We start from the raw sequence: 26479 nt of genomic DNA on the forward strand, positions 1-26479 counted from the left end.
TTTTCAAAAGTGAGCCGCTGTAAAAGCGGAACCATTAGCAGCCGTTACCGCAGAAACGGATATGTACTCGGTCCAATCCAACATCCTGGTCGGCTCTGAGGCCGCCATCGGGGGCAAGTCGAATCGTCGCACCGCCCCTCCCACATTGACACCTGAGCTGTTAGCGTTGCGGACATTCGATGCTTATGGAAAACGCGACTGATGCATTTCGCAAAATGGTTACACACCAGCACCCTGCTGGTCGGCTTGAGCTTTTTACTGGGCGGCTGCGCCAGCGTTTCCCAGACCTCCACTCCGGCAACCTTGGATAAGCTGTTGAGCGACCCGGCGCTGCAAGGCGCCACCGTCTCGCTGATGGTGCGCGACGCCCGTACTGGCAGCACGCTCTACCAGCACAACCCCCGTACACGGTTGGTGCCCGCCTCCAACCTCAAATTGCTGACCACCGCCGCAGCCATGGATGTGCTGGGCCCGCAGTACCGCTTCGCCACGCAACTGTTGAGCGATGGCACCCGCCAGGGCGATCGTCTTACCGGCAATCTCTACCTGCGCGGCCTGGGCGATCCGACCCTGCAGTACGCCGACTATCAGGCGCTGGCGGCGCAATTGGCCAGCCAGGGCGTGCGTCAGGTGCAGGGCGACCTGGTGTTCGACGACACCTGGTTCGATGCTGAGCGCTTGGGTGTGGACTGGTCCCATGATGATGAAACTACCTACTACGGCGCGCAGATTTCCGCGCTGACGGTGTCGCCCAACACGGATTTTGATGCCGGCAGCGTGTTGGTCACCGCCAGGGCGCCGGTGCGGGTTGGCCAGCCCGTGAGTGTCGATATCTATCCGCCCACCGACTACCTGCAACTGAGCAATCGCGCCGTCAGCGGGCCGGGCAACAGCTATGGGATCAATCGCCGGCATGGCACCAACCTGTTGCAGCTCAGCGGCGCGGTGGCAGCGGGACGGCAGAATCAGCAGCTGATCAGCGTCTGGGAGCCGACGCAACTGGTGGCCAATCTGTTTGAACAGGCCCTGGCACAACAGGGTATTACGGTGCAGGGGCGTCGCGTAATGGGCGGGGCGAGCCCGGCGGCGGTGACGATGCTGGCCGAGCATCAATCGGCGCCGTTGCAGGCGTTGATCGTGCCGCTGCTCAAACTCTCGAACAACAGCATGTCCGAAGCCTTGCTCAAGGCCATGGGGCGCCAGACCGCCAACAGCGGCACGGCGGCGGCGGGCGCAGTGGCGGTGGCCGGCTTTCTCAAACGCCAGGGGCTGGACACCGCCACGTTCAGCCAGGTCGACGGCTCCGGCCTGTCGCGGCGCAACCTGGTGTCGTCGCAAACCCTCACCGAGGTGCTGCTGGCCGCCGGCAAACAGCCGTGGTTCAACGCCTGGTACGACGCACTGCCGATTGCCGGCAACACCGATCGCATGACCGGTGGCAGCCTGCGCTATCGCCTGCGCGGCACCCCGGCCGAAAACAACCTGCACGCCAAGACCGGCTCCATGACCGGTGTTTCGTCATTGAGCGGCTACGTGACCGACGCCCACGGGCGCAAGTTGGTGTTCTCGATGCTGAGCAACCACTACGTGGTGGCCGGCGCGCAGGTCAAGACGCTGGAAGATCGTGTGGCAGTGGCGCTGTCGCGCTGGGACGATTGATTCAGGGCTGATAGCCCATGCGCCAACTCACGGCCCGGGTCGCCGCCAGCAAATGCTGCGCCGCCGGGCCGTCTTCATCGGCGTGGAACAGCGAGGTGGGACCGACCACGGTCATGACCGCCGCCACGTGCCCGGTCGCGTTGAACACGGGCGCTGATAACGCATCCACCCCGGGCATCAGCAAGCCATGCACAAAGTGCAGGCCACGGCTGCGGATCTGTTCGCGCAGGGTGGCGTAGGCCGCATCGTCCGCCAAGGCGTGGGCGGTACCGGCCTGGATCTCGCGCTCACGCAAGTCCACGGTCTCCCGCGACGGCAGGTAGGCGCTGAACACCAGCCCGGTGGACGAGCTCAAGAGCGGCAATACCGACCCCAACTGCGTCACCACCGTGACGGCGCGCACCGCCGGCTCGATCTGCACCACGGTCGCCCCCTGGTTGCCCCACACCGCCAGAAAGCAGGTTTCATTCAACTCATCGCGCAGCTCCGCCAGCGGCAGTGCGCCGACCTTCAGCACATCCATGCTGCCCAGCGCCGCCAGGCCCACGCGCAACGCTTCGCGGCCCAGGCCATAGTGGTTGGTGGCGGGGTTCTGTTCGGCAAAGCCCGATGCGATCAGCGCCTGCAAGTAGCGGTGCACCTTGCTCGCCGGCATCTGCACATGGTCGGCCAGGCGCGACAATGACGTGGACGGCGACAGTTGTGCCAGTGCCTTGAGGATATCGGTGCCCACCTCGGCCGAGCGGACTTTCTGTTTACCGGTGTCGCGGGGCTTTTCCATGGGAGAGCGAGAATCCGAAAGATAAGTGGGCGTCTTTATAGCTTGACGCTCCCCGGCGATCAAATTACGTTATGCGTAACTGGATTACGATAAAAACAACTGACCCAGAGGACGCTCCATGAACCTCGAATACCTGTCGGGCTTTGGCAACGAATTTGCCAGCGAAGCCTTGCCTGGCGCACTGCCCGTTGGCCAGAACTCGCCGCAGAAAGCGCCCTACGGGCTGTACACCGAACTGTTCTCCGGCACCGCGTTCACCATGGCGCGCAGCGAAGCGCGGCGTACCTGGCTGTACCGCATCCAGCCGTCGGCCAATCACCCGGCCTTTATCAAGCTGGAGCGGCAATTGGCCGGCGGGCCCCTGGGCGCTGTGACGCCCAACCGGTTGCGCTGGAACCCGTTGGAAGTGCCAGCTGAGCCGACCGACTTTATCGACGGGCTCGCAGGGATGGTGGCCAACGCCGGGTCGGAAAAACCCTCAGGCATCAGCATCTACCACTACCGCGCCAATCGGTCGATGCAGCGGGTGTTTTTCAACGCCGACGGCGAATGGTTGATCGTGCCCGAACAGGGCCGGTTGCGTATCGTCACTGAGCTGGGCGTGCTGGAAGTCGAGCCGCTGGAAATTGTGGTGTTGCCACGCGGTCTCAAATTTCGCGTCGAACTGCTCGACGCCCAGGCACGCGGCTACGTCGCCGAAAACCACGGTGCGCCGCTGCGCCTGCCGGACCTTGGCCCGATCGGCAGCAACGGCCTGGCCAACCCGCGCGACTTCCTGGCGCCGGTCGCGCACTACGAAGACCTCAAGCAACCGACCACCCTGGTGCAGAAATTCCTCGGCGAGCTGTGGGCCTGCGAGCTCGACCATTCGCCGCTCAATGTGGTCGCCTGGCACGGCAACAACGTGCCGTACAAATACGACCTGCGCCGCTTCAATACCCTCGGCACGGTGAGCTTCGATCACCCGGACCCGTCGATCTTCACCGTGCTGACCTCGCCCACCAGCGTGCATGGCCTGGCCAACCTCGACTTCGTGATCTTCCCGCCGCGCTGGATGGTGGCCGAGAACACCTTCCGGCCGCCGTGGTTCCACCGCAACCTGATGAACGAATACATGGGCCTGATCCAGGGCGCGTACGACGCCAAGGCCGAGGGCTTCCTGCCCGGTGGCGCGTCCCTGCACAGTTGCATGAGCGCCCATGGCCCGGATGGCGAAACCTGCACCCGGGCGATCAATGCCGAGCTGGCACCGCACAAGATCGATAACACCATGGCTTTCATGTTCGAGACCAGCCAGGTGCTTAGGCCCACCCAGTTTGCCTTGCAATGCCCGCAGTTGCAGCCTTCTTACGACGCGTGCTGGGCCGCGCTGCCCGCCACCTTCAACCCGAATCGGAGATAGCCCATGACTCAACCAACGCAGACCCGCAGCTGGGTGGCCTCGGCCAACGGTCACGCGGACTTTCCCCTGCAAAACCTGCCGCTGGGGGTGTTCAGCATCAATGGCTCGGCGCCGCGCAGTGGCGTAGCGATTGGCGACGCGGTTCTCGACCTGCACGCGGCACTGGACCAGTTCGACGGTGACGCCCGGCGAGCGGTAGAAGCCACCGCCGGCGGCCAACTGAACGCTTTTTTCGAACTCGGCCGCGGCCCCCGCGTGGCCCTGCGCGAGCGCCTGCTGGAATTGCTGGCCGAAGGCAGCACGTTGCAAACCCGTGAAGCGCAGGTGTTGCACCGTGCCGCCGATTGCCAGATGCACCTGCCGGCCAGGATCAATGACTACACCGACTTCTACGTCGGTATCGAACACGCGCAGAACGTCGGCAAACTGTTCCGTCCCGACAACCCGCTGTTGCCCAACTACAAGTACGTGCCGATTGGTTACCACGGCCGTGCCTCGACCATTCGCCCCTCGGGCACCGAGGTCCGTCGCCCCAAAGGCCAGACCTTGCCCGCCGGCCAGACCGAGCCGACGTTCGGCCCCTGCGCGCGCCTGGACTATGAGTTGGAACTGGGTATCTGGATCGGCCAGGGCAATGCCATGGGCGACGCGATTGCCATTGGCGACGCGGCCGAACATATTGCCGGTTTCTGCCTGCTCAACGACTGGTCGGCGCGGGATATCCAGGCCTGGGAATACCAGCCGCTCGGGCCGTTTCTTTCCAAGAGCTTCATCACCAGCATCTCGCCATGGGTGGTGACGGCCGAAGCGCTGGAGCCATTTCGCAAGGCGCAACCGCCGCGTCCCGCAGGCGATCCGCAGCCGCTGCCGTACCTGCTGGACGTTCGCGACCAGAAGGCCGGCGCCTTCGATATCGAGTTGGAAGTGCTGCTGACCACCGCATCAATGCGTGAACAGAACCTGCCGGCCCATCGCCTGACCTTGAGCAACACCGAGCATATGTATTGGACCGTGGCGCAAATGGTGGCGCACCACAGCGTCAACGGTTGCCAATTGCAAGCCGGTGACCTGTTTGGTTCGGGGACCTTGTCGGGCCCGCAGCCGGGGCAGTTCGGCAGCCTGCTGGAAATCACCGAAGGCGGCAAAAAGCCGATTGAACTGGCATCCGGCGAGGTGCGCAAGTTCCTCGAAGACGGCGATGAAATCATCCTGCGTGCCCGCTGCCATCGTGAAGGCTTCGCCTCCATTGGTTTCGGTGAATGCCGTGGCATCGTGGTCGCCGCGCGCTGAGAGGGCAGGGTCATGGAACTGTATACGTATTACCGTTCTACCGCGTCGTACCGGGTGCGCATCGCCCTGGCCCTCAAGGGCCTGGATTTCACGGCGGTGCCGGTCAATCTGCTGGTGCCGGCCGGCGGCGCCAATCGCCAGCCCGAGTACCTGGCGATCAATCCGCAAGGGCGCGTGCCGGCCTTGCGGATTGATGAGGGGGCGCTGCTGATCCAGTCACAGGCGATCATCGAGTACCTGGAGGAGTGTTATCCACAGGCGCCGTTGCTTTCCAAAGACCTGGTTGTTCGAGCCCATGAACGCGCGGTGGCGTCGATCATTGCCTGCGATATCCATCCGTTGCATAACTCCAGTACCCAGAACCTGCTGCGCCAGTGGGGCCACGATGAGGAGCAACTGCTGGAGTGGATTGGCCATTGGATCAGCCTGGGCCTGGGCGCGGTGGAGCAGTTGATTGGCGACACAGGGTTTTGTTTTGGCGAGCAGCCGGGCATGGCGGACGCGTTTCTGATTCCCCAGTTGTATGCCGCCGAACGTTTCAAGGTGCCCTTGGGTGCGTACCCGCGTATTGGTCGAGTGGCGGCGTTGGCGGCCCAACATCCGGCGTTTGTGCAGGCCCACCCCGCCAATCAACCTGACACCCCCTAGCACTCAAACCTGCATAGATCCAAATGTGGGAGGGGGCTTGCCCCCGATTGCGGTGTATCAGCAATAAATTTGCAACTGACACACCGCTATCGGGGGCAAGCCCCCTCCCATTTTTATCATCGTCATCCCATAAAAATAAAACAGGTACCTTGCGATGCACAATCAGATTGCCAGCTTTCGTGCGGCACTCGACGCCCGTCCGGTGTCGCGCTACCAGTGGTTGATCCTTCTATTGCTGGCGTTGCTGCTGGTGACCGATGGCTACGACGCCCAGGTGCTGGGCTATGTCGTACCGGCCCTGGCCAGGGACTGGGGCCTGGAAAAAGCCGCGTTCGGGCCGGTGTTCAGCGCCAATCTGCTTGGCCTGACTCTAGGCTCGCTGCTGGTGACGCCGCTGGCGGACCGCTTCGGCGTGCGACGCATCCTGCTGGGCTGCGTGTTGATCTACGCCAGCCTCACCGTACTGATGGTGTTTGCCAATTCATTGACCTCGTTGATGGCCGCCCGCTTTATCTGCGGCATCGGCATGGGCGGCGCGATGCCCAGCGCCATGGCCCTGATGTCGGAATACTCACCGCCACGCATGCGCACCTTGATGGTCACCCTGGCGGCCTGTGGTTTCTCGTTCGGCGGCGCGGCGGGTGGTTTTGTCGCAGCAGGGTTCATCGACGGTTTTGGTTGGCAGGCGGTGTTTCTGGCGGGAGGGGTGACGCCGTTGCTGCTGTTCCCGTTCCTGCTGTGGTTGCTGCCCGAATCCCTGCCGCGTTTGCTGCGGGATGCGCCGCCCTACCTGCGTTTGCGCACAGTTACCGCGCGCATGTTGCCCGACTGGCAACCGCCGCCGGCCAGCGAAGCCGAGCATCTCCAGGAGCAGGGCAGCCAACTGACGGTGCTGGAACTGTTTCGCAATGGCTACGCACGCCCGACGTTGCTGATCTGGGCGACCTTTTTCGTCAGCCTGATCCTGCTGTACTTCATGATCAGTTGGCTGCCTTCGCTGTTGCTCGAAAGCGGGCTGGCGCTGAACCAGGCCAATCTGGTGACCTCGATGTTCCTGTTCGCCGGCACGTTGGGCGCGATTGGCATGGCCTGGTTCGCCGATCGCTTGAAAAGCAAGGTGCGACTGCTATCCGGCGTGCTGGCAGCGGCGGCGGTGTGCACCGTGTTGCTGGGCCTGAATCATGACAACCCAGGCTACCTGGTGGCCTGCGTGTTCGCCGCCGGGTTCTGCATCATCGGCGGGCAACTGACCCTCAATGCGTTCGCCAGCAATTTCTACCCGGCGCACGTGCGCGCCACCGGCACAGGCTGGGCGCTGGGGGTAGGGCGTTTCGGATCAATCCTGGGGCCGTTGTTCGGCAGCCTGCTGCTGGCGATGCATATACCGGTGCAGCAGATCTTCTTTTTCTGCGCGATTCCAGCGGTGATTGCAGCGTTGCTGATTATCCGGGTGCGCTCGCCGGGACCCACTACACCGAACACGCCATTGCCTGGCTGTAGGAACGAGCTTGCTCGCGAAAAACGTTAACGATAACGCGGGCATCTGGTTAAACGGGGTGCCCTGGGTTTTTTCGCGAGCAAGCTCGCTCCTACAATGGGAGTTGGGTCAATGCACCACTGAGTTGGGTGGCAGATGGCCGAGTCGCTCGGTCAGGCGCAGGCGCTGGATCGGGTCTTCGCTGAGCATCAACGCGTGTTCCAGGTCGAAGCGCTCGGCGCTTGGGCAGTCCAGGCGCTGATACAGGCTGGCGCGTGCCAGGTAATCGGCGGCGCTGGCATTGCCCAGTTCCAGTACGCGCTCGGCGTCCACCAGGGCGGCCAGCGGTTCGTCGTTGGCCAGGTAAAGTTGGCGCAGGTTACGTGACAGCCGTTGCAGGATCGAGCGGGGCTCTGCGGTGTGCAGGTGCTCGGCCTGCAGTTTGAGATTCGGGCCATATTGGCGATGCAGCATGTCGCGACAGTCGTTGGGATACATACGTCGGCCACCACAGGGGTCGAGCAGGTGATCGGCACCGGGCACCCGCAGCAGGAAGTGGCCGGGGAAATTCACCCCGACCATGGGGATGTCCAGGCGCCGCGCCAGTTCCAGGGCGATCAGGCCCATGGCCAGGGGCTGCCCGCGCTTGCGCTGCAGCACCTTATCGAGCAAGGCGGCGGCGGGGCGCAACGGGGTGAAGTCATCCTGGGCAAACCCCAGGTCATTCATGCGCCGCAGCAACGGTTGGCCCAGCTCATCGGCCGGCAGCACCGGCATGCCCAGGCTGACCTGCTGTTGCAACAGGCCCAGTTCCTGCAGGATCAGCAACGGCTGCACGGCGGGGTCGTGTTCGGCGGCAATCCACAGCGCGGCTTCGAACAGCGCAGGGGGTGAACGCTCCAGGCAGGCGAAAAAAGCTTGGCGGGGATTCATTGCATTCTCCGGCGGATGCTCTCGTTTTAGCCTTGCTGTGAATTTTCGTCCAGCATCTTGAGAAATATCCCACTCGCTTATGTCACAGAACCCAAGAATTAGGGCGGCTTATTCCAGTGCGATCCAGCACTTTTCCAGCGCAAGCCTATACTTGGGCCACTACCAGAAGTGATTCGGGAGCACGACGATGTTTGCGCTCATGCACAGCACCCGCCTGGAATCGCTGCACCTGAGCGTCGACCCGGTGACCGGGCTGAAGGCGATCATCGCCATCCATAACAGCCGCCTGGGCCCTGCCCTGGGCGGCTGCCGCTACCTGGCTTATCCCGACGATGAAACAGCCATGGCCGACGCCGCGCGCCTGGCCCAAGGCATGAGCTACAAAGCCGCCCTGGCCGGCCTGCCGGTAGGTGGCGGCACGGCGGTCATCCTGCGCCCGGGCCATGTGGAGAGCCGTGCCGCACTGTTTGAAGCCTTCGGCCGCTGTGTCGAGCAACTGGGCGGGCGCTACATTACCGCCATCGACAGCGGCACTTCGGTCGCCGACATGGATTGCATCGCCCAACACACCCGCTTCGTCACCAGCACCAGCGCTGCCGGTGACCCGGCGCCCCATGCGGCCATGGGGGTGTTCACCGGCATCCGCACCACCGCCATGGCCCGCCTGGGCAGTGATAACCTCGAAGGCCTGCGCGTGGCGGTGCAGGGCCTGGGCAATGTCGGTTACGCCCTGGCCGAACAACTGCATGCGGCGGGCGCCGAACTGCTGGTCAGCGACATTGACCACGGCAAGGTGCAACTGGCCATGGAGCAACTGGGCGCCCACCCCATCGCCAACGACGCCTTGCTCAGCACCCCGTGCGACATCCTCGCCCCCTGCGGCCTGGGCGCGGTGCTCAATCGCCAGAGCGTCGGCCAACTGCGCTGCGCCGCCGTGGCCGGCTCCGCCAGCGCGCAGCTGACCCACCTGGACATCGCCGACCAACTGGAAGGCCGCGGCATCCTCTACGCGCCCGACTACGTGATCAATTCCGGCGGGCTGATCTACGTCGCGCTCAAACACAGCGGCGCCGAGCTGCCGAGCATCACAGCTCACCTGTCCAACATCGGCAGGCGCCTGACCGAAATCTACGCCCATGCCCAAGCCGAAAAACGCTCCCCCGCTCGAGTGGCCGATGAATTGGCCGAACGCCTGCTGTATCCGCAGGCCAGGGATTAACCCGGCTCGCCTGCCTAAAAAACATGATTTTGAGCATTAGTTAAAACTCAACAATAAAAAACGTAAAAAAGAAGAAGCACGTACTTCTCTGTTTTGTCGCGCTTGCATGAGTACAACTTTTGTTACATGTATGAAACAAACAGTAATGATAGTTTTGAAGCAAAAAAAATATTCTGTGCTTTGCGTAATTTGTAATAATTTGAAATATATGCCGGTTGGACAATAAAGTCGCCGGCCATTAACTTCGCTGCGACTTCGGAATGACGGAAAGTCCTGTAAGAGATTTCTGAAAAATTTGTATGATCTCTGAAGCGAAAATTATTTGATCGAAGTGAAAATAGAACTGCCCGTCCAAGTAATGCGGCAGCGCGTCTTGCGCTACTGGATAGTGTGAGCAAACGTTTTGGCCTGGTGGGACTCTTGACTGGCTTATTGTTTGTTAACGTCGAACTTTGATAAGGAATATCAGATATGACGAACGCTTCAATTCATGGTGTCCTTCCGGTCGCCATCCTTCCGTACAACAGCGATCTTTCTCTGGATACTTCAGCCCTGCGGCTCCAGATCGAACACATTCTGCACACGGGGTGTGACGGTGTGGTAATCGGGCAAATCTCGGAAGTATCACGGTTGACCACTACCGAGCGTTTTCGCGTCGCTGAATTGATCGCCGAGCAAACGGGCGATAAAGGCGTGGCGATCATGAGCACGGGCGGCGAAAGCATCGCCCAGGCCATTGAGTATTCGCGGCAGGCCGAGCAGGCAGGTTGTGACGCATTGCTGGTGATGCACCCGTCGATGTGGGCACTTGACGATGAACAGATGTATGTCTACTTCGCCAATGTGATCGAGAGCGTCAGCGTTCCGGTGCTGGTGCACCACGCCAAATCCCTTGCCAAGCGTCCAATGTCGATTGATGTGCAGGCGCGTCTGCTCAAGACGTTCGGGGCGCAGAAAGTGCAGTTCAAACCGGAGTCGGCACCTACCGCGCCCAAAGTATCGCTGTTGCGCGATGCCACCGGCGGCGAGGCCAGGATCTTCGAAGGCGATGGCGGCATGATGTTGGTCGATACTTATAAGCGTGGGTTGGCAGGCGTTATTCCGGCGACCGAAATCGCCGAAATTACCGTGGCATTATGGCGCGCGCTGCAAAATGGCGATGAAAAACTCGCCAGGGCTATTGGTTATCCGTTGTCTTATTTGATGTGCCATATGATGGCGAGTATCGATTGTTACTTGCAGTTGTCAAAGCACTTGCTCAAGCGGCGTCGTTTAATGAGCAATACATTAATTCGTCCGCCGGTTGATTTCACCATGGACCCGGAAACACTTTGCGAAGTTGAAAAGGTCTATGATCAACTTCTTGAATTCGTGACCCAGTAATAAGGAAGTTACACATGAAGCGTTTTGGTTTTTCAATCGAGTTGACCAGTGCCGAAGCAGTAACCTTGTATAAGACGTTACACCGCGACGTGCCGCAACAAATTGCCGGTGAGCACGGCGTGCTCAAGGAAATCGGCTTGCAGCGCATGTCGATTTATCTTTTGCCGCCCCGCACGCTGTTCATGCAGGTAGAGGCCAACGATGAGTTTGATGCGCTGCGTGACTTCAGCCGTGCCTTGTCTTTCCATCCGGCAGTGCAGGCGTGGGACGACCAGATGCATGGTGATAATCCGTTGCTCAAACGCATTGCCGGCAATCAGACAGAATTGAACTGGTGGCGCCTGGAGCAGGTGTACGACTGGAGCGTCGATACGGCAGGCCAGCAAAAATGACCGATCGAAAACAGTCATTCGCGTTACTGGATTGCACCTTGCGCGATGGTGGGTTCCAGACCGATTGGCGGTTTTCCGATGCCATGGCTCGGCAGTACTTCGGTACTTGCCTCGCCACTGGCGTGGACATCGTCGAATTGGGTTACCTGAATCTCGATACGTTCTCGCATAGCGCTGATTACGGGTCTTATAAGGCATTGCCCGAGTCACTGACGGAGCAGCAGTGCCTGCTGATTGATCCGCATCAGGTCAAAGTGGCCGTCATGATCGACGCGGGGCCGGCGCTGGAGCAATCACCCCAGGCAATGGCCGACGTGATACTCGCCTCGGTTCGCCGCGCGCCATTTCGTATCGATATCCTGCGCATTGCGGCCAAGAGCAGCCAGTTCGATGCTTGCGTGAGATTGGCGCGGGCTTTGGAGGGCAATGAGCTGACAGTGATCCTCAACCTGATGCAGGTCGCCGAGCTATCGAGCGATCAACTGGCCGATAGGCTCGACGGCCTGGACCAGGAACCGATCGCTGCCCTGTATTTTGCCGACAGTTTTGGCCGCATGTTGCCGGGGCAGGTGCACCAGTTATTTCGCAACGCTGCCGAGCTGACAGACTTGCCGCTTGGCTTTCATGCGCATGACAACTACGGTCTGGCCGTCGCCAACACCCACGCTGCTGTCCAGGCAGGGGCCCGGTATGTCGACGGTACCTTTGCCGGCATCGGCCGTGGAGCGGGTAATGCGGCGACAGAGAGCCTGGCGTTACTCAAGCCTCAGCAGCCGATGGCGCACTGCGAAGACTTTCTGGCCGAACATATCGAGCCGCTGCGGCAAGTAGCGAACTGGGGGTACTCGCCGACCTACCGTTGTCAGGCCAGGCATAACATCCACCCCACCTATGCACAGAGACTGTTCGAAGGTGCTCCGTTAAGCGGTGCGCAGCGCATCGACATCGTCGGCAGAATCGCCGGGCACGCCGGATCGCACAAGTTTGATGTGAACATTCTCAACCAGTACAGGTAAGTGCGGAGTACGCGTATGACCAGGGTCACGCTTGGCGATAGGTTAGTGGGTAAGCAGTTGGTATTTTTCGATTGCGATGGCGTGTTGCTCGACTCCAATGGCGTGAAGCTGGCGGCGGTCGATTACGCACTGGCGCATTACTCGCAGAAGCTGCGCGATCGCTGCAAGGAAAGTTTCAGACTTAACTTCGGACGACCCAGACTCTGGCATTTTGAGGTCTTCCAGCAACTGATTGCGCCCGTCGGCCCCGATGCCGAGCATTTCCTGGCGACGTGCATTTCACGTTATGAAGATTATCTGCGCACCCATTACAGCGCTGCACCCTTGGTGGCCGGGGCGCAGCAGTTGCTGGCGCAACTGGCAGAGGGCAACGTGCTATGTGCAGTGGTGAGCGGTGGCAAGGAAGAGGAAATTATCCAGGCGTTGAGGGTGAGCGGTATCGATCGCTACATGGTACGAGTGATCGGCTCACCCACCTCCAAGACTGCTGCCATTCGTGCTCTGCTCGATCAATATGGGTGTGATGCTTCGCAGGCGCTCTTTCTGGGGGATGCCATTGCCGATGCCGAGGCTGCGATTACCTGCAAGGTGCCGTTTATCTTTGTCAGCGGCCATGCACTGGTCGGGCGTTCAGCCTTGAGCGCCAACTGGCCCGCCGATTACCGGGCGGGAGAGGTGCCTGATTTGCAACCGGATAATCCTGTTTCACAGTTCAACGCACGCTGTTCGAGGGTCAAGGAGGACTTTTTACAATGAAAGCAAGAGCGCCACTCACCATTGCCATCACCGGCGTAAGCCGTGGCCTGGGCAAAGCCCTGGGCCATGCGCTGGCCGCACGCGGCCACCAGGTTCATGGCTGCCAGCTTGCAGTTGACGCGCCTGTCGGCGCGGTGCAAGGCAATCCTGCGCTGTACTGCGCCTCGGTCACCGAGCCTCAGGACATGCAGCAATTCGCAGAGGCCGTGTTGCGCGACGGTCCGGTTGACATCGTGGTGTGCAACGCCGGGGTGATCAGCGAACGTAAGCCGGCGTGGGAGATTGACCTGCAGGACTGGGCGCGAGTGATGGAGGTGAACGTGCTGGGGGTCGTCAATACCCTGCATGCTTTTTTGCCATCGATGCTCGACCGTCGCCAGGGCCTGTTCATCGCGATCAGTTCCGGTTGGGGGCGCTCAGCTTCGTGGGGACTGGGGCCTTACTGTGCCAGCAAATTCGCCATCGAGGGGCTGATTGGCTCGCTTAACGCTGACTTGCCGGCGGAGGTGAATGCTGTCGCGCTTGATCCGGGCAATGGTGTGAATACCCAAATGCTCTCCATCTGCCTGCCGGACGAGCATCACCAGTACATCGCTGCCGATATCTGGGCCGAACACGCCGCCGACTACATCGTTGATCATCTCTATCAGGAGAAGGTCTCGGGTAGCCAGACGGTTCCCCATCCGGGCTTATAACGAACCTTGCGACAGGAACGCATACCATGCTGAAAAATAAACGTGTTGTCGTCACCGGTGGTGGTCGTGATTTCGGCCAGGCGGTGTCGGTGTGGCTGGCCCGGGAAGGGGCTCATGTCGACGTGTGCGCGCGTCAGATGTCCAGTGCGCAGGCCACGTGTGAGCTTATTCGAGCCGAAGGGGGATCTGCGCGTGCCTACGCGTGCGACATCGCCGACCCTGCATCGGTGCGCGCCTTCGCTGGGCAAATCCTGCAGGATGAACGGGCGGTGGACGTTCTGGTGCTGAGCGCGGCGCAATGGCTTGAGGGGCTATTGGGGGAGGACGACAGTGACGACGACATCGCCGGCACCATCAACTCCGGTCTGACAGGCTCGATCATCCTGACGCGTGCACTGTTGCCCGGGCTGCGTCGCTCGGCGGCGGCCGACATCATGGCGATGGTCTCGGTGTGCGGCGTGCCGCAGTTTACCGACTCTATCGCCCATCCAGCCTTTTTCGCCGCCAAACACGGTATGAGTGGCTTTTGCCAGAACATGGCTCATCACCTGGCCAAGGAGCACATTCGGGTCACCGGTTTTTACCCGCCCGATTTCGAAGTGACCGGCCTGGATGAGGCGGTTGATCCTGCCAGCCCATTGCTCAACGGTCGTTCCATCTGGGAGACCATGCGCTTCGTGCTGACGCAACCGCGCAACTGCCACATCGATGCGGTGCACTTCCGGGGCCCGACTCGCGAGACGCTGCAATGATGAACAACACCACTGCACGGTGCCGGGCACCGGTCAGTTATCGGCTCTCCAGCGATGACCTGGAGCTGCGTCAGGTCATGCCGCTGAACATCGCCGATGGGTTTTTCACCGCAGGCTGCGATCCGGCAGTGTTCTTTGACAAGTGCGCGCAACACCAGGCGGTTCGCAGGCTCGCCCCTGACTTGGCGTTTGACGGTCGGCAAGTAGCATCGTTGGACCGGTTGCCGCCTGATGATGGCCGTGCCTGGGTCGTGCGCCCGGCGCTGTCGCCGAGTTCGCGCGGTTCAGCCGTGCTGCTGGGGGGGCAGTGGGCCACTGCGTCCCAGGTCGCCGCCTTGCTGGATGATTCACCGGGGCCGTTTCAGATCCATGTCCATGAACCGGGTTATCCCGTGTTCATCAATGGGGTACTCGACGCGGGTGAGTTCCACGTCACTGACGCCTGGCGCTGTCATACCCTGGATCTGGAAGGGCGCAGGCTCCTCACTGCCGTCAACAGCCTGCCTCCCGCCGTGCTGCCGGCGCGGCTGGTGCCGCAGCTTGCCGCGCTGGCTAACGGGCTCGGCATGCTTCACGGCCCGTTGCACGCTGAGGTGGTGATCACATCAACCGGTGCGCGACTGGTGAAGCTGTCGCCGCGACTGGCCAGCACGCCGTTGCCGCAGCTTTGCCGGGTGGGCGGGTGGCCAGCCCAGGAGGATTGCTGGAAACAGTGGCCGCAGGCACTCGGGCAAGGCCCGACGCAAGGTGCAGCGGTGGCGGATTACTCTTTTGTGATTACGCGGGCCGGGCGGGTCAAGGCCTTTCGCTTTGACCGTGAAGTGCGCAGCCTGGAGAGCTTCAGCCACTATTTCGTGGCGCCGTCGCTTGGCCAGGCGGTAGCAATGACCACTGACGGCACCACCTACGGATGTACGGTTTTCTTACGCAATCATTGCCTTGAAAAGTTGACCGAGGAGATCGCCATGCTCCAGTCGCTCAACCTTACCGACGCCTTCGAGATCGATTAACCCGTCGCCGCTGCGCAGCACCCCAATAGAAATGCCCAGGGAGGTCATCACACGATCAACCTCCTGCGGCTGCGCTCAGCCTGAAATTCTGTAGACAGGGAGTTCACATGAGTTTTGCAACAGATTTGGTCATCAGCCCTTGCGAGCAAAAAATCCACGATGTGGTGGGTATCGGCTTTGGCCCTTCGAACATTTCGCTCGCTATCGCCCTTCAGGAGATGGCTCCCGAGCTGGATGTTGCTTTTTTTGACAGCGCACCTGGTTTCGGTTGGCACAAGGGCATGCTGTTCAAGAATGCAACCATGCAGGTGACGTTTCTCAAAGACCTGGTCAGCTTTCGCAACCCGCGCAGCCACTTTACGTTCGTCAATTACTTGCATAGCAAAGGCAGGATCGCCGCCTTCTGCAACAAGAAGGACTTCTTCCCCGGCCGCCTGGAGTTCCACGACTACCTGAGTTGGTGCGCGGCGGAGTTCAGCGACCAGGTGTTCTACGGTCATCAGGTCCTGAGCATCAACGAGGGCGGCGTGGACGATGACGGTTCACCTCTGTTCAGAGTCCAGATGCAGGTGGGTGATATGACGACGGCTGTGCTTGCCCGTTCGGTGGTTCATTCATTGGGCCTTGAACCTCAATTGCCATTGGGGGTGGAGCCCGGCGAGCGGGTAACGCACGTTCATCACTTGCTGGCCCATCTTGAAAAGACTGCGTTGAATGCCGACGGCCACTGCGTCGTGGTGGGCGGTGGGCAGAGTGCCGCCGAGGCCGTTGAGTACCTGCTCGAGACGTATCCGGCCATGAACGTGACAGCCATAATGGCGCGCTATGGCTACACGCCAGCCGACGACAGCCCATTCGTCAACGAAATATTCAACGCCGACGCGGTCGATGATTTCCACGCGTCGCCCGCCCATGTCCGCCAACACATACTGCGCACACATGCCTCCACCAATTACTCCGCAGTGGACATGGCCCTGATCGAAAAACTCTACCGCAACTGGTACGACGACGAAGTCAGTGGGCAGCAGCGTCTCAAGCTGGAACGCATGAGTCGTTTCCAATCGGTCCTTGTTCAGGATGCCGGTCTACAGGTGGCGTTCAACCGCCAAATGAGCAGCGATGTACAAAAGCTGCGCTGCGACTATCTGGTCTGCGCGACCGGCTTCCGTCCCCGCCGTATCGCCGACCTGTTGTGCGCATCCCTGGCTGCCCGACTGGTCCACGACGAGGGCTCGGCGCGTATTTTGCGTAACTACCGCCTGACCTTTCAGGGGGACTCGGCGCCACTGCTGTATTCCACGGGTGTTGCCGAAGACACTCATGGATTGAGCGCCACGCTCATTTCCAATATGGCCATTCGCGCCGGTGAAATCGTCGACGATCTGCGCACCACCCTGAAACGGAGGCACTATGAGCAAGCCGTTTGACGTCATCATCATTGGGGCCGGCATCATCGGCGCGACGTGCTTTTATGTCATGACCCTGGCGGGCAAACGCTGCCTGCTGCTGGATGACAAGCAGCTCGGCTGCGGTGTGACAGGCGCTTCCGGCTGCATCGTGCGGGTCACTCATGCGTCCTGGGAGGCGACCCGCGCTGCGGCGCAGGGCTATCACTTCTACCGGCAGTTGGCGCAGGACTCCGGGGGGCAGGTGCCCTTTACCGAGACGGGCTACCTGCATTTCGCCGAGCCACACGCATTGGCCGACATGCAGGGCTGGCTGGAGCGCGAAGGGGTTCCCGCTCAATTGCTCGACTCCCGGGCCTTGGCTGCCCGCTACCCCGCATTGCCGATCACCGCGCAAATGGCGCTGTACGAACCGGGCTCAGGCTACATGGAGGCCAGGCCGACGTTGCAGTACCTGGTGCAATCGGCCATCGCCCAGGGGGGGGTCTACCATGACGCGGTAAAGGTTCACGCGGTACGTGTCGATGTTGCGAGCCGGCAGGCCGTTGGCGTGCTGAGCTCCAACGGCGATTACGACGGTGCGCAGGTGATTGTCGCGATGGGCAATGGTACCAGCGAGTTCCTGATTCGCCAGTTCGGTGATGCCTTTGGCCTGTGGAGTCAGCATATTCAGGTCACACGGTTCAAGGGCGCGACACCGTTACCTGAGGCGCCGTGTTTCATTGACGACATCAATCAGCTTAACGGACGACCGTGCCCCCTGACCGGCGGGCTCTACGTCGGCTACCCGACGGGTATGCGAGTGCCGGCCAGCCACAGTTACATGCCTGCTCAACTGTCCCACGCACAACTGACCCGAGAGCAGGGGCAACGGCGTTTTCCCTGGCTGCAAGACGCATCGGTGGAGGGTGCGCTGTGCCATAGCGACTGCTACAGCGAGCAACCCATCGGGTTGATTGGCAAGCAACCGGGGTTGCCGGGCGGCGTGCTGGTTGCCTCTGGTTTCAGTGGCGGCGGATTCAAAATGGCGCCCCATGTTGCCATGCAGCTCGCCCGCGTAATTTCTCAAGGATAGAGAGCAACGACCATGAAAAAGATCAATATGTTTTCCCCGGCCAAACGCTTCTACAACGTCGACTCGCGCACCGTTGACCTGCCTGGCACTGACCTTAACCTGATGGGCTGCACCCTGGGGCCTGGCGAGGAAAGCCAGCCGCACAATCACTTTGAGGATGAGTTGTTTATTTTCACCGCTGGGCATGGCGTGGTTAAAACCGCGCAGGAGACGCTTGAAGTGCGTGCGGGGGACGCCGTGCACTGCCAGCGCTTCGAACCTCATACCCTGCGTAATCTGAGCGATCAACACCCCTTGACCTTCCATTCATTATATTGGGATGCGGGGCGCTCTAACGCGCCCGCAGCAGCGCCGGTTGTGGACACCCTGATCTACGCCACCCCGCCGACGCCGAACGGTGATTTGCACCTGGGACATCTCTCGGGGCCCTACATCGCAGGTGATGTGCTCAAGCGCGTGCTGGGCAACACCGGTGCCAGGGTTTTCTACGGCAGCGGGCGTGACGATAACCAGACTTACGTCGTAACGTGCGCAACCAAGGAAGGCATCGGTCCGGGCGCATGCGCCGATCACTATGCCCAGGCCATCCGCGAAACGTGGCAAGGTTATGGCATCGATATGGACGTGTTCATCACACCGGATACCCAAGGTGAGTACGCGGACTTCGTTCATCACTACCTGCAACGACTGCATGAGCAGGATGTTATCTATGCCAAGGACACGCCAGTGTTCGTGGATGACGCGGGAAACGCGCTGCATGAGGCGTTCATTCATGGGGGCTGCCCGCATTGTGGTGAAAGCAGTGACGGCAATGCCTGTGAGGCCTGTGGCCAGCCCAACCAGTGCACCGACCTGACCCAACCGCGCGTCAAGCGCGATGGGCGTCAACCCCGATTAAAAATCGAAACACGCTTGTTCTTCCGCTTGAGTGCATTTGCCGACGAACTGCTCAAGTACATCCAGACGGCCAACATGCCCGCCCATGTCTATCAGCTTTGCCACACCATGCTGCGCCAGGGGCTGCCGGATATCTGCATCAGCCATCGCAGCGACTGGGGTATTCGTCACCGCCTGCCATCCGTGCAGGATCAGGTCATCTACGTCTGGTTCGAAATGGCCTTCGGTTATCTGTGGGGCGCCAGCGACCTGCCGGTTGACGGCAACGATCGCTTCGCACGTGCCGAGCAGTGCTATTCGGGCGCGATGGATGTGGTTCATTGTTACGGCTTCGACAATGCCTATTATCACACCTTGTTATTCCCGGCGATCTACCTGGCATTGGACTTGACCCCCCCGCGACACCACATTGTCAACGAACTGCTTGATCTTGATGGCAGTAAGTTCTCCACCAGTCGCCGCCATTTGATCTGGGGCCGTGAGTTTTTGGCCGAAGCCGGCAGCGATTATGCGCGCATGGCGCTCATGCTCGCGCGCCCTGAGGGGGTGAGAACCAATTTCACCGTCGATGAGATCAGCGAGCAGCTCAATGACCTGTTTGCGCAGAAATTGAATGGGTTGATCCAGCGCCTGGATCAGTGCATCGCCAGGCATGGCGGCGGCGTGCCTGAGCCTGGCGCCTGGCTGAGCGACCAGAAAACCTATCATGAAGAACTGTGCCAATGGATGGACGGGTATCGGCAGGCTGCCTCGATCCAGAGCTTCTCGCCCAAACGCATGGCCGAGCAGGTCGCTCATGTGATTCATCGCGCGTCGCGTTTCAGTGCCGCACAAGAGCATTTACTGAAGTCTTCGGCGCAACCGTTATCCAACCATGCGCGCACCGCACTGGCGCTGCAGGCCATGACCCTGCGCTGGCTTGCTTATGCCTCTTACCCGTTGATGCCGGGTATCAGCCAGCAACTGAGCGAATGGCTCAATCTGCCTGGGCTCGAACGTGACGATGTACTGGCCGGCTCGTTCTTTGCCGGCGGTCATACCCTGGCCCGCCGGCCACCTGTGAAACTGCACAGCGTGTCGGCGCAGGCACTGGCGCGGCTTATGCCGGGGCACGTCTAGATGAGCGCAGTCATGCGCGGACAACGGGTGGGTGTCGTCGGGCCTCTGACGGGCCCTCGGGCGGCGTATGGGGAGTGGCTTCGCAAGGCCGTGCAGGGGTCATCGCTACCCCTGATATGGGCGGATGATGCGGCCGACCCCGTCGTCGCGGTAGCTGCGGCGCGCCGACTGTTGGCCGGCGGGGCAGGGGTGGTCATTGGGCATTTCAACAGTGAATGCGCCCGGTCGGCCGGAGCACTCTACCAGGCGGCCGGTGTTCCCTTGCTATTGCCCGCCGCAACGGCACCAGACCTTTGCCGTACGGTCGGTGCCTTTCGCTTGTGTGCCAGTGAATTGCAGCAAGTGATCACCATTGTCGACTACCTGGCTCAGGTTTATACGCAGGTTGAAGAGTTCTGGTCGGATGGCTCGCCGTACGGCGAACGATTGGCCTCGGCTTTGCAACAGCGTCTGCTGCCGATGACGCTGCAAGGGGCAAGCCAGTCGGTATGCGCGTTGATGGGCTCGCACGTCGCGGTGGCTGCGGAAATTCGTCGAAGAGCGCGTCCGGGGACGGTTTATCTGGTGCCGGATGATTGTGTGGTCGAAGAGTTTGGCGAGTTGCTGGCGGGGACCGGCGCAATCACCCTGTGCCCCCATGCCACGCCGGATTTTGGCGACTGCGCGCGCATGGCGCTGAGGTTTGTGGCTGCTGCCGTTGAGGAGGGCTGCGCCGTACGCGAGTACCTCGATGCACATGCGGATTTCGACCAGGGTCAGTACCGACATGCCGACTACATCATGAAGTGGCACGAATATTCCATTTTTCCTGACCATGACAAAGGACGTCATCATCATGCAACTTGAACATTCTGGAACCTTGCGCGAGTTACCCTGCATAGGCCATGACGACATCGCACCCGGCGACATTGAGATTATGCTGTCCGCGTTCCGCCAGGCCCTGACCCAGCCCCGCGCCAAGCTGTCGGCGCCGTGTGATGCCGAGCACATTACGCAGGCGGCAGAAGAGGCAGTCGGCGCCACGATTTGTGAATCAGGTATAGGCCTGGAACCCGCGTTGGAACTCTACACCAGCTTGCTTGGCCGGCACGGCGTGCCGACCGACCACCCGGGTTATCTGGCCTACATCGGTGCCCGTGCTACCCCGGCAGCCGCGTTGATGGACGGCTTGCTGTCCGCCAGTGGCATGATCGGCTCGGGATGGCTGGGCGGGGCGGGCTTGATCTGGGCGGAGAATCAGGCATTGCGCTGGTTGTGTGAGCTGGCCGGTTTGCCGGACGGCGCCGGAGGGTGTTTCGTCGGTGGTGGCACCGCGGGTAATTTCTCCGCGCTGGTGGCCGCCCGACATCGCTACCGAGAACGCGCGGGGCGGCATCAGGGGCTTTTAGTGGTGGGAGAGGGAGCCCATTCTTCAATTATCGTCAGCGCCCGGTTGCTCGACCTGGACGTGGTTACGGTGGCTTCGGATGCGCTGGGCCGTTTGACGGCTTTCGAACTGGCCAAGACCCTGGAACAACTGGCCGTGGAGGGGCGGCGCGACCATGTGGTCGCCGTGGTAGCGGTCGCCGGCGCGACCAATTCGGGACAGATTGATGATCTTTCCGGTATAGGGGAAATCGCCCGTCAGCATGCTATCTGGTTGCATGTGGATGCGGCCTATGGCGGTGCGTTCCTGTGTGTACGGAGTGTGAGGGCTCAACTGGAAGGTATTGAGCGGGCCGACTCACTGATCATCGACCCACACAAGGGCCTGTTCGTACCCTACGACTGTTGTGCGCTGCTCTATGCCAAACCCGATGAGGTTACCGCAGCTTTTACTCAGGATGCTTCCTATCTGGAGCAGATCAATGAGTCAGAGCAATGCAACCCCATGCACTATGCCTTCCATCTGTCGCGTCGGGCCCGAGGCATGCCGCTGTGGTTCTCACTGGCGGTGCATGGCATCGCGGCTTACCGGCATACTCTGGAGCGCATCCTTGTGCTCAGCGCCTACCTGCGCACGCGCATCGCCAGCCATCCGAGGCTGGAGCTGATCAAGGCGTCCGGCTTGAGCGTTATCCTGTTCACGCGCCACGGCTGGCAAGCCGACGATTATGATCGCTGGGCGCAGCGTTGCCTGCGTGACGGTGTTGCCCTGGTGGTCCCTTCTCGCTGGCAGGGGAAGACCGTGATGCGGGTATGCATCATGAACACAACGCTGGATGAGCAGCGATGTGATGACCTGCTGGCTGACCTCTGAAGAATGCGTGCTGATTTCTATCCTTCGGCATCGGCTGGAGCATTCAGCTCATTGAGCGCCATTGCGTTGTTTTTGAAGGCGGCTGCGAAGATGGCGCGATTTTTTGCCATGTAGATACTTGCATCTTCGGCGTGTTTTTCGGAGAGGCCGGCGACGTTTTTCATCAATACGTCCGTCAGGGCCTCTGCCAGTTCAAGCATCTGATCGTGAGCGTCGGCAAGTTTTCGGTCCACGAACGTAGTCTCCAAATCCCGGGTACTGCGGTAAAGGGTTTCAACAGCCATTTTGGCCTCGTCGTAATATCAAGTGTTGAATGGGGTCGCCCCGGCGCTGCGGGCTTTGTGCTGTGTCCGACAAGCTACGCAATCATCGAGTCTGCGGTTCGAGCGTCCTGACCAGATAGGGCGCATCTGACATATCCAGGCATTCACGACCCTTACCTCTGGTGCATACTGTGTTTATATACAGTTAAAAGCAAGCGAAACATTTGGCATTGGAGGGCAGGTTTTTAATGTAGTCGGAAAATTGCGAGTTGCTACGCCGCAAACGCGCATTGTGGCTGAATGCCATGATCTGAGTGAATAAAGTGCCTCGTGTCACTCGGCCACCCTCTCACCTGCGGCCTCTGGCTTTTTTCCTGCATGCAGAACAACCGTCACCTCCACCCCGCATTATCCGGTCGCACCGACCTAAGGAAGCAACATCGTGAAAATCAACTGGGCCGAAAAGCTGCGCCGGCAAGTCCATGGGCTTGCCGAGTCGCTGGGCAATCTGTTTGTGGAGTCGTTCCATTACCTGGCGCTGTTCGCCATTGGTGCAGTGACCGCCTGGGCGGCGGTGATGGAATTTCTGGGGATGCTGGAGAACGGGCACATCAAGATCGATGACATCTTGCTGCTGTTCATCTATCTGGAACTGGGCGCGATGGTGGGGATTTACTTCAAGACCAACCACATGCCCGTGCGCTTCCTGATCTACGTGGCCATCACCGCGCTGACGCGGCTGCTGATCTCCAACGTGTCCCATCACAATCCGCCGGACGTGGGCATTATCTACTTGTGCGGTGGGATTCTGCTGTTGGCCTTCGCGATTCTGGTAGTGCGCTACGCGTCGTCGGCGTTTCCTTCGGTGAAAGTCGAAGGCCCGCGTCGCAAGGGCGAGGCGAGCCTGGAGACCGAGAAGGGCGAGCTTTAGAGCCCGACGCTGAACGGCAGGTGACGGGTGGGCGGTCGCTGCAACAGCTTGTGATTGTCCCCATCCGTCATCACCGCCAGGATTTCCATGGCGCTGTGACCCTGCTCGATGGCAATACCGAACTGGATGCTTTGCACCAGGCGCTTGAGCCGTTGCGGGTCGTTGCGTTGTTCGGCGCTGATCATGCGCTTGGCCACTACGCCGCCGTCATCGGAGAGGGTGAGCATGATGCTGCCGTCCAGCCGCTGAATGCTCAGGTTGACGCGGTATTGTGGGCTGAAGGTGTCGGTGATGATCTGAAAAGGGTTGTCCATGGTGCGTTACCGCCTGATAAGAACATGCAGTCATTGACGACCGGTGTCGGGAATAGTTCGCGTTGCCTGACCACCGGCCAAAGTCCGTTTTCCTCAAAAGCTCTACAGCAAGGGGCGTGCCGTACAGGTGCTGGGAAGGCTTTTGTAGGAGCGAGCTTGCTCGCGAAAAACTCACAGGCACCGCGTTCATTCAGAAAGCACGGGTTATCGTTGACGCTTTTCGCGAGCAAGCTCGCTCCTACAGACCGGCATCAAGGCAGCCCCTCCCACATTTGAACGGTGTTTTCCTTGGGGGCGGTGACCTGTTTCAGGGCAGCACGGAGAAAACGATCGCAGACAGCGCAATCAGCCCGATCAGCACTCCACCCAGCTGACCGCCAGGCCGCCCCGTGACGTTTCTTTGTATTTGTCATGCATATCGGCGCCGGTATCGCGCATGGTGCGGATCACCCGGTCGAGGGAAATGAAGTGCTTGCCATCGCCGCGCAGGGCCATTTGGGTGGCGTTGATCGCCTTGACGGCCGCGATGGCGTTGCGCTCGATGCACGGCACCTGCACCAGTCCGCCGACGGGGTCGCAGGTCAGGCCGAGGTTGTGTTCCAGGCCGATTTCGGCGGCGTTTTCCAACTGTTCGGGGGTGGCGCCAAGGATATCCGCCAGTCCGGCGGCGGCCATGGCGCAGGCCGAGCCGACTTCACCCTGGCAGCCGACTTCGGCGCCGGAGATCGAGGCGTTCTTTTTACAGAGGATGCCGACGGCGGCGGCGGCCAGGAAGAAATTGACCATGTCGTCGTCAGACGCGTCGGCATTGAACTTCATGTAGTAATGCAGCACGGCAGGAATGATCCCCGCCGCGCCATTGGTCGGCGCGGTGACCATGCGCCCGCCGGCGGCGTTTTCTTCGTTGACGGCGAGGGCGAACAGGTTGACCCACTCCATGGCCGACAAGGTTGACGTGATGACATTGGGCTTGCCGATTTCCAGCAGGCTGCGGTGCAATTTCGCCGCACGACGCGGGACGTCCAAACCACCGGGCAGAATGCCTTCATCGCGCAGGCCCTGTTCCACGCACGCGCGCATCACCGACCAGATATGCAGCAGGCCGCTGCGGATGGCTTCGTCGCTGCGCCAGGCGCGTTCGTTGGCCATCATCAATTCCGAAACCCGCAGGCCGTGCTTGTTGCACAAGGCCAGCAGTTCAACGGCGCTGGAAAAGTCGTAGGGCAATTCAACGTCGCTGGTAGGCGCAATGCCCGATGCGGCTTCGGCCGCTTCGATGATGAAACCACCGCCCACCGAATAGTAGGTTTGCTCGCTCAACAGGCCGCCGTCGCCGTAGGCGTGCAGGGACATGGCATTGGGGTGGTAGGGCAGGCTTTCGTCGAGCAGCAGCAGGTCGGTGTGCCAGTCGAAGGCAATGGCCTGTTGGCCGGCGAGTAACAACTGGCCGGACTCGCGCAGTTGCTGAATGCGCGCGTTGATCGAGGTGGGGTCGACCTGATCCGGCCATTCGCCCATCAAGCCCATCACACAGGCGCGGTCAGTGGCGTGGCCGACACCGGTGGCAGACAGCGAACCGTACAAGCGCACTTCGACGCGCCGGGTTTGGCTGAGCAACTGCTGGTCGGCCAGTGCCTGGGCAAAGGTCGCGGCAGCCCGCATCGGCCCGACGGTATGGGAGCTGGACGGGCCGATGCCCACCTTGAATAGATCGAAAACGCTGATAGCCATGCTAAAGCCTTACAAGCAATGGAGTGGAAGTCGCTGCCATGTTTTGTAGAGCAGGCGGAGTTGAAGCGATACTGGGCCTCTGGATTGGCACTGACCAACGAATTATCCTAAGACACCCTTTAGCAGGACTAAACGCTATGACCCGGCCCCTTCATGGCCAGACCTATTCCTGGCTGCATGTCTTTTCCTGTGCTGCGCGGCACCTTTCGTTCACCCGCTGCGCGGAGGAGTTGCACATCACGCCGGGCGCAGTCAGCCAGCAGATCCGTCAGTTGGAAGAGCGCCTGGGCTTCAGACTGTTTCACCGCCGTGCACGGGGTGTGGAGCTGAGCGCCGAAGGGCAGCGCCTGGCGGCGGTGGTAGGGGAGGCCTATGGCAGCATCGACGCCGAATTGCAGCGTCTGGACGCCGGGATGATCAGCGGCACCTTGCGCCTGCGCTCGATTCCGTCGTTTCTCGGCAAGTGGCTGACCCCGCGCCTGCCACGCTTGCAGCAGCGCTTTCCGGACATTCAGTTGCGCATGGTTGCCGAAGACAGCAGCGTCGCGCTGCACGAGGGCGACTTCGACCTGGCCATCGACCTGAACGACGGCAGCTATCCCGGATTGTTATCCACAGCCCTGTTGGATGAGCAGATATTTCCGGTGTGCGCCCCCAGCCTGTTGCGTGGCCGGCCGCCACTGCATGGCCCGGCCGACCTTGCCCACTTTCCGTTGTTGCACGACATCACCGCCTGGCGTGGGAGTTATGAGTATGCCGAGTGGGAGTTCTACCTGAATGAAATCGGTTACCGCGATGCCGATGTGCGTCGCGGGCACACCTTCAACCGCAATCACCTGACCATCGAAGCCGCCATTGCCGGCATGGGCGTGGCCATTGCGCGGCGCACCTTGCTCAATGATGAGCTGGAACGAGGGACCCTGATCGTGCCGTTTGGCCTGGCCGTGCCCAACCATAAACGCTACGTGCTGCTGTATGCGCCGGGCGCATTGAGTCACCCCGGCGTGCGGGCGGTGCACGACTGGCTGGTGGAAGAAGCGGGGATTTTTCGCGCGTTGCACCCGTTGGGCGCGGCGCCATTGTGAGGAAAG

The 26479-nt window shown here is 60.8% G+C and carries 25 protein-coding genes; 20 read left to right on the forward strand and 5 right to left on the reverse strand.

What is annotated here, in order from left to right; translation table 11 throughout:
- Positions 1-201: 201 nt before the first annotated feature.
- Positions 202-1659, forward strand: a complete 1458-nt coding sequence (dacB, locus tag BFQ00_RS19545; RefSeq protein ID WP_065934452.1) for a D-alanyl-D-alanine carboxypeptidase/D-alanyl-D-alanine endopeptidase — start codon at positions 202-204, stop codon at positions 1657-1659.
- A 1-nt stretch (position 1660) separates the two neighbouring features.
- Here dacB and BFQ00_RS19550 read toward each other — a convergent pair whose 3' ends face one another.
- Positions 1661-2440 carry an IclR family transcriptional regulator gene (locus tag BFQ00_RS19550; protein WP_065885889.1) on the reverse strand — a complete coding sequence of 260 codons (780 nt, stop codon included), beginning with the start codon at positions 2438-2440 and terminating at the stop codon, positions 1661-1663.
- 118 nt (positions 2441-2558) lie between these two features.
- Here BFQ00_RS19550 and hmgA point away from each other — a divergent pair, with 118 nt between their 5' ends.
- From hmgA to BFQ00_RS19570, 4 genes are all read left to right on the forward strand, one after another.
- Positions 2559-3842, forward strand: coding sequence for a homogentisate 1,2-dioxygenase (hmgA, locus tag BFQ00_RS19555; RefSeq protein ID WP_065934453.1), 1284 nt, complete (start codon positions 2559-2561; stop codon positions 3840-3842).
- Positions 3843-3845: 3 nt separating this feature from the next.
- On the forward strand, positions 3846-5132 hold the full coding sequence (gene fahA / locus BFQ00_RS19560) for a fumarylacetoacetase (protein WP_065934454.1): 1287 nt from the start codon (positions 3846-3848) through the stop codon (positions 5130-5132).
- Between the two features lie 12 nt (positions 5133-5144).
- Complete coding sequence (gene maiA / locus BFQ00_RS19565) at positions 5145-5780, forward strand: maleylacetoacetate isomerase (RefSeq protein WP_065934455.1); 636 nt, start codon at positions 5145-5147, stop codon at positions 5778-5780.
- Between the two features lie 154 nt (positions 5781-5934).
- Complete coding sequence (locus tag BFQ00_RS19570) at positions 5935-7308, forward strand: MFS transporter (RefSeq protein WP_065934456.1); 1374 nt, start codon at positions 5935-5937, stop codon at positions 7306-7308.
- Between the two features lie 78 nt (positions 7309-7386).
- Here BFQ00_RS19570 and BFQ00_RS19575 read toward each other — a convergent pair whose 3' ends face one another.
- Complete coding sequence (locus BFQ00_RS19575) at positions 7387-8190, reverse strand: SirB1 family protein (RefSeq protein WP_065934457.1); 804 nt, start codon at positions 8188-8190, stop codon at positions 7387-7389.
- A 187-nt stretch (positions 8191-8377) separates the two neighbouring features.
- Here BFQ00_RS19575 and BFQ00_RS19580 point away from each other — a divergent pair, with 187 nt between their 5' ends.
- The 13 genes from BFQ00_RS19580 (at position 8378) to BFQ00_RS19640 (ending at position 22149) form a co-directional block, all read left to right on the forward strand.
- Complete coding sequence (locus tag BFQ00_RS19580; RefSeq protein WP_065934458.1) at positions 8378-9409, forward strand: Leu/Phe/Val dehydrogenase; 1032 nt, start codon at positions 8378-8380, stop codon at positions 9407-9409.
- Between the two features lie 471 nt (positions 9410-9880).
- On the forward strand, positions 9881-10792 hold the full coding sequence (locus BFQ00_RS19585) for a dihydrodipicolinate synthase family protein (RefSeq protein ID WP_065885896.1): 912 nt from the start codon (positions 9881-9883) through the stop codon (positions 10790-10792).
- A gap of 14 nt (positions 10793-10806) precedes the next feature.
- Positions 10807-11184 (forward strand): L-rhamnose mutarotase, encoded by a 378-nt coding sequence (locus tag BFQ00_RS19590; protein ID WP_057724692.1) that lies wholly within the window; start codon positions 10807-10809, stop codon positions 11182-11184.
- Positions 11181-12200 carry a homocitrate synthase gene (locus BFQ00_RS19595; RefSeq protein WP_065885897.1) on the forward strand — a complete coding sequence of 340 codons (1020 nt, stop codon included), beginning with the start codon at positions 11181-11183 and terminating at the stop codon, positions 12198-12200. The genes BFQ00_RS19590 and BFQ00_RS19595 overlap by 4 nt, the downstream gene beginning before the upstream one ends.
- Before the next feature lie 15 nt (positions 12201-12215).
- The gene (locus BFQ00_RS19600) at positions 12216-12956 is read left to right on the forward strand and encodes an HAD family hydrolase (RefSeq protein ID WP_083208052.1); all 741 of its coding nucleotides are present in this window, start codon (positions 12216-12218) and stop codon (positions 12954-12956) included.
- On the forward strand, positions 12953-13651 hold the full coding sequence (locus tag BFQ00_RS19605) for an SDR family oxidoreductase (protein ID WP_065934459.1): 699 nt from the start codon (positions 12953-12955) through the stop codon (positions 13649-13651). Before BFQ00_RS19600 ends, BFQ00_RS19605 begins: the two co-directional genes overlap by 4 nt.
- A gap of 26 nt (positions 13652-13677) precedes the next feature.
- A complete protein-coding gene (locus BFQ00_RS19610; protein WP_065934460.1) occupies positions 13678-14403 on the forward strand; it encodes an SDR family oxidoreductase in 726 nt (241 codons plus the stop codon).
- A complete protein-coding gene (locus BFQ00_RS19615; protein WP_218188831.1) occupies positions 14403-15413 on the forward strand; it encodes a hypothetical protein in 1011 nt (336 codons plus the stop codon). The genes BFQ00_RS19610 and BFQ00_RS19615 overlap by 1 nt, the downstream gene beginning before the upstream one ends.
- 107 nt (positions 15414-15520) lie before the next feature.
- Complete coding sequence (locus BFQ00_RS19620) at positions 15521-16840, forward strand: lysine N(6)-hydroxylase/L-ornithine N(5)-oxygenase family protein (RefSeq protein WP_065934462.1); 1320 nt, start codon at positions 15521-15523, stop codon at positions 16838-16840.
- The gene (locus BFQ00_RS19625) at positions 16824-17894 is read left to right on the forward strand and encodes an NAD(P)/FAD-dependent oxidoreductase (RefSeq protein ID WP_065885903.1); all 1071 of its coding nucleotides are present in this window, start codon (positions 16824-16826) and stop codon (positions 17892-17894) included. The genes BFQ00_RS19620 and BFQ00_RS19625 overlap by 17 nt, the downstream gene beginning before the upstream one ends.
- A gap of 12 nt (positions 17895-17906) precedes the next feature.
- Positions 17907-19910, forward strand: a complete 2004-nt coding sequence (locus BFQ00_RS19630; RefSeq protein WP_242527093.1) for a class I tRNA ligase family protein — start codon at positions 17907-17909, stop codon at positions 19908-19910.
- Positions 19911-20756 carry an ABC transporter substrate-binding protein gene (locus BFQ00_RS19635; protein WP_065934463.1) on the forward strand — a complete coding sequence of 282 codons (846 nt, stop codon included), beginning with the start codon at positions 19911-19913 and terminating at the stop codon, positions 20754-20756.
- A complete protein-coding gene (locus BFQ00_RS19640) occupies positions 20746-22149 on the forward strand; it encodes a pyridoxal phosphate-dependent decarboxylase family protein (RefSeq protein ID WP_256536958.1) in 1404 nt (467 codons plus the stop codon). The genes BFQ00_RS19635 and BFQ00_RS19640 overlap by 11 nt, the downstream gene beginning before the upstream one ends.
- 17 nt (positions 22150-22166) lie before the next feature.
- Here the strand turns inward: BFQ00_RS19640 and BFQ00_RS19645 are convergent, their stop codons facing one another.
- Positions 22167-22433 (reverse strand): YebG family protein, encoded by a 267-nt coding sequence (locus BFQ00_RS19645; RefSeq protein WP_057724702.1) that lies wholly within the window; start codon positions 22431-22433, stop codon positions 22167-22169.
- Between the two features lie 421 nt (positions 22434-22854).
- Between BFQ00_RS19645 and BFQ00_RS19650 the strand changes: the two genes are divergently transcribed.
- Positions 22855-23343, forward strand: coding sequence for a phosphate-starvation-inducible protein PsiE (locus tag BFQ00_RS19650; protein ID WP_065885907.1), 489 nt, complete (start codon positions 22855-22857; stop codon positions 23341-23343).
- On the opposite strand, the gene BFQ00_RS19655 is transcribed toward BFQ00_RS19650, so the two are convergent.
- Together BFQ00_RS19655 and BFQ00_RS19660 are read right to left on the reverse strand one after the other, a co-directional pair.
- On the reverse strand, positions 23340-23657 hold the full coding sequence (locus BFQ00_RS19655; protein WP_065885908.1) for a DUF3509 domain-containing protein: 318 nt from the start codon (positions 23655-23657) through the stop codon (positions 23340-23342). The genes BFQ00_RS19650 and BFQ00_RS19655 overlap by 4 nt on opposite strands.
- Before the next feature lie 354 nt (positions 23658-24011).
- Positions 24012-25388: an L-serine ammonia-lyase gene (locus tag BFQ00_RS19660; RefSeq protein ID WP_065934465.1), complete on the reverse strand. Its 1377-nt coding sequence runs from the start codon at positions 25386-25388 to the stop codon at positions 24012-24014.
- Between the two features lie 137 nt (positions 25389-25525).
- On the opposite strand from BFQ00_RS19660, the gene BFQ00_RS19665 reads away from it, so the two are divergent.
- Positions 25526-26473, forward strand: a complete 948-nt coding sequence (locus BFQ00_RS19665; protein WP_065934466.1) for a LysR substrate-binding domain-containing protein — start codon at positions 25526-25528, stop codon at positions 26471-26473.
- The last annotated feature ends 6 nt before the right edge of the window (positions 26474-26479 follow it).

Source organism: Pseudomonas sp. 28 E 9, assembly GCF_900004785.1.
GTDB classification, from domain to species: domain Bacteria; phylum Pseudomonadota; class Gammaproteobacteria; order Pseudomonadales; family Pseudomonadaceae; genus Aquipseudomonas; species Aquipseudomonas orientalis_A.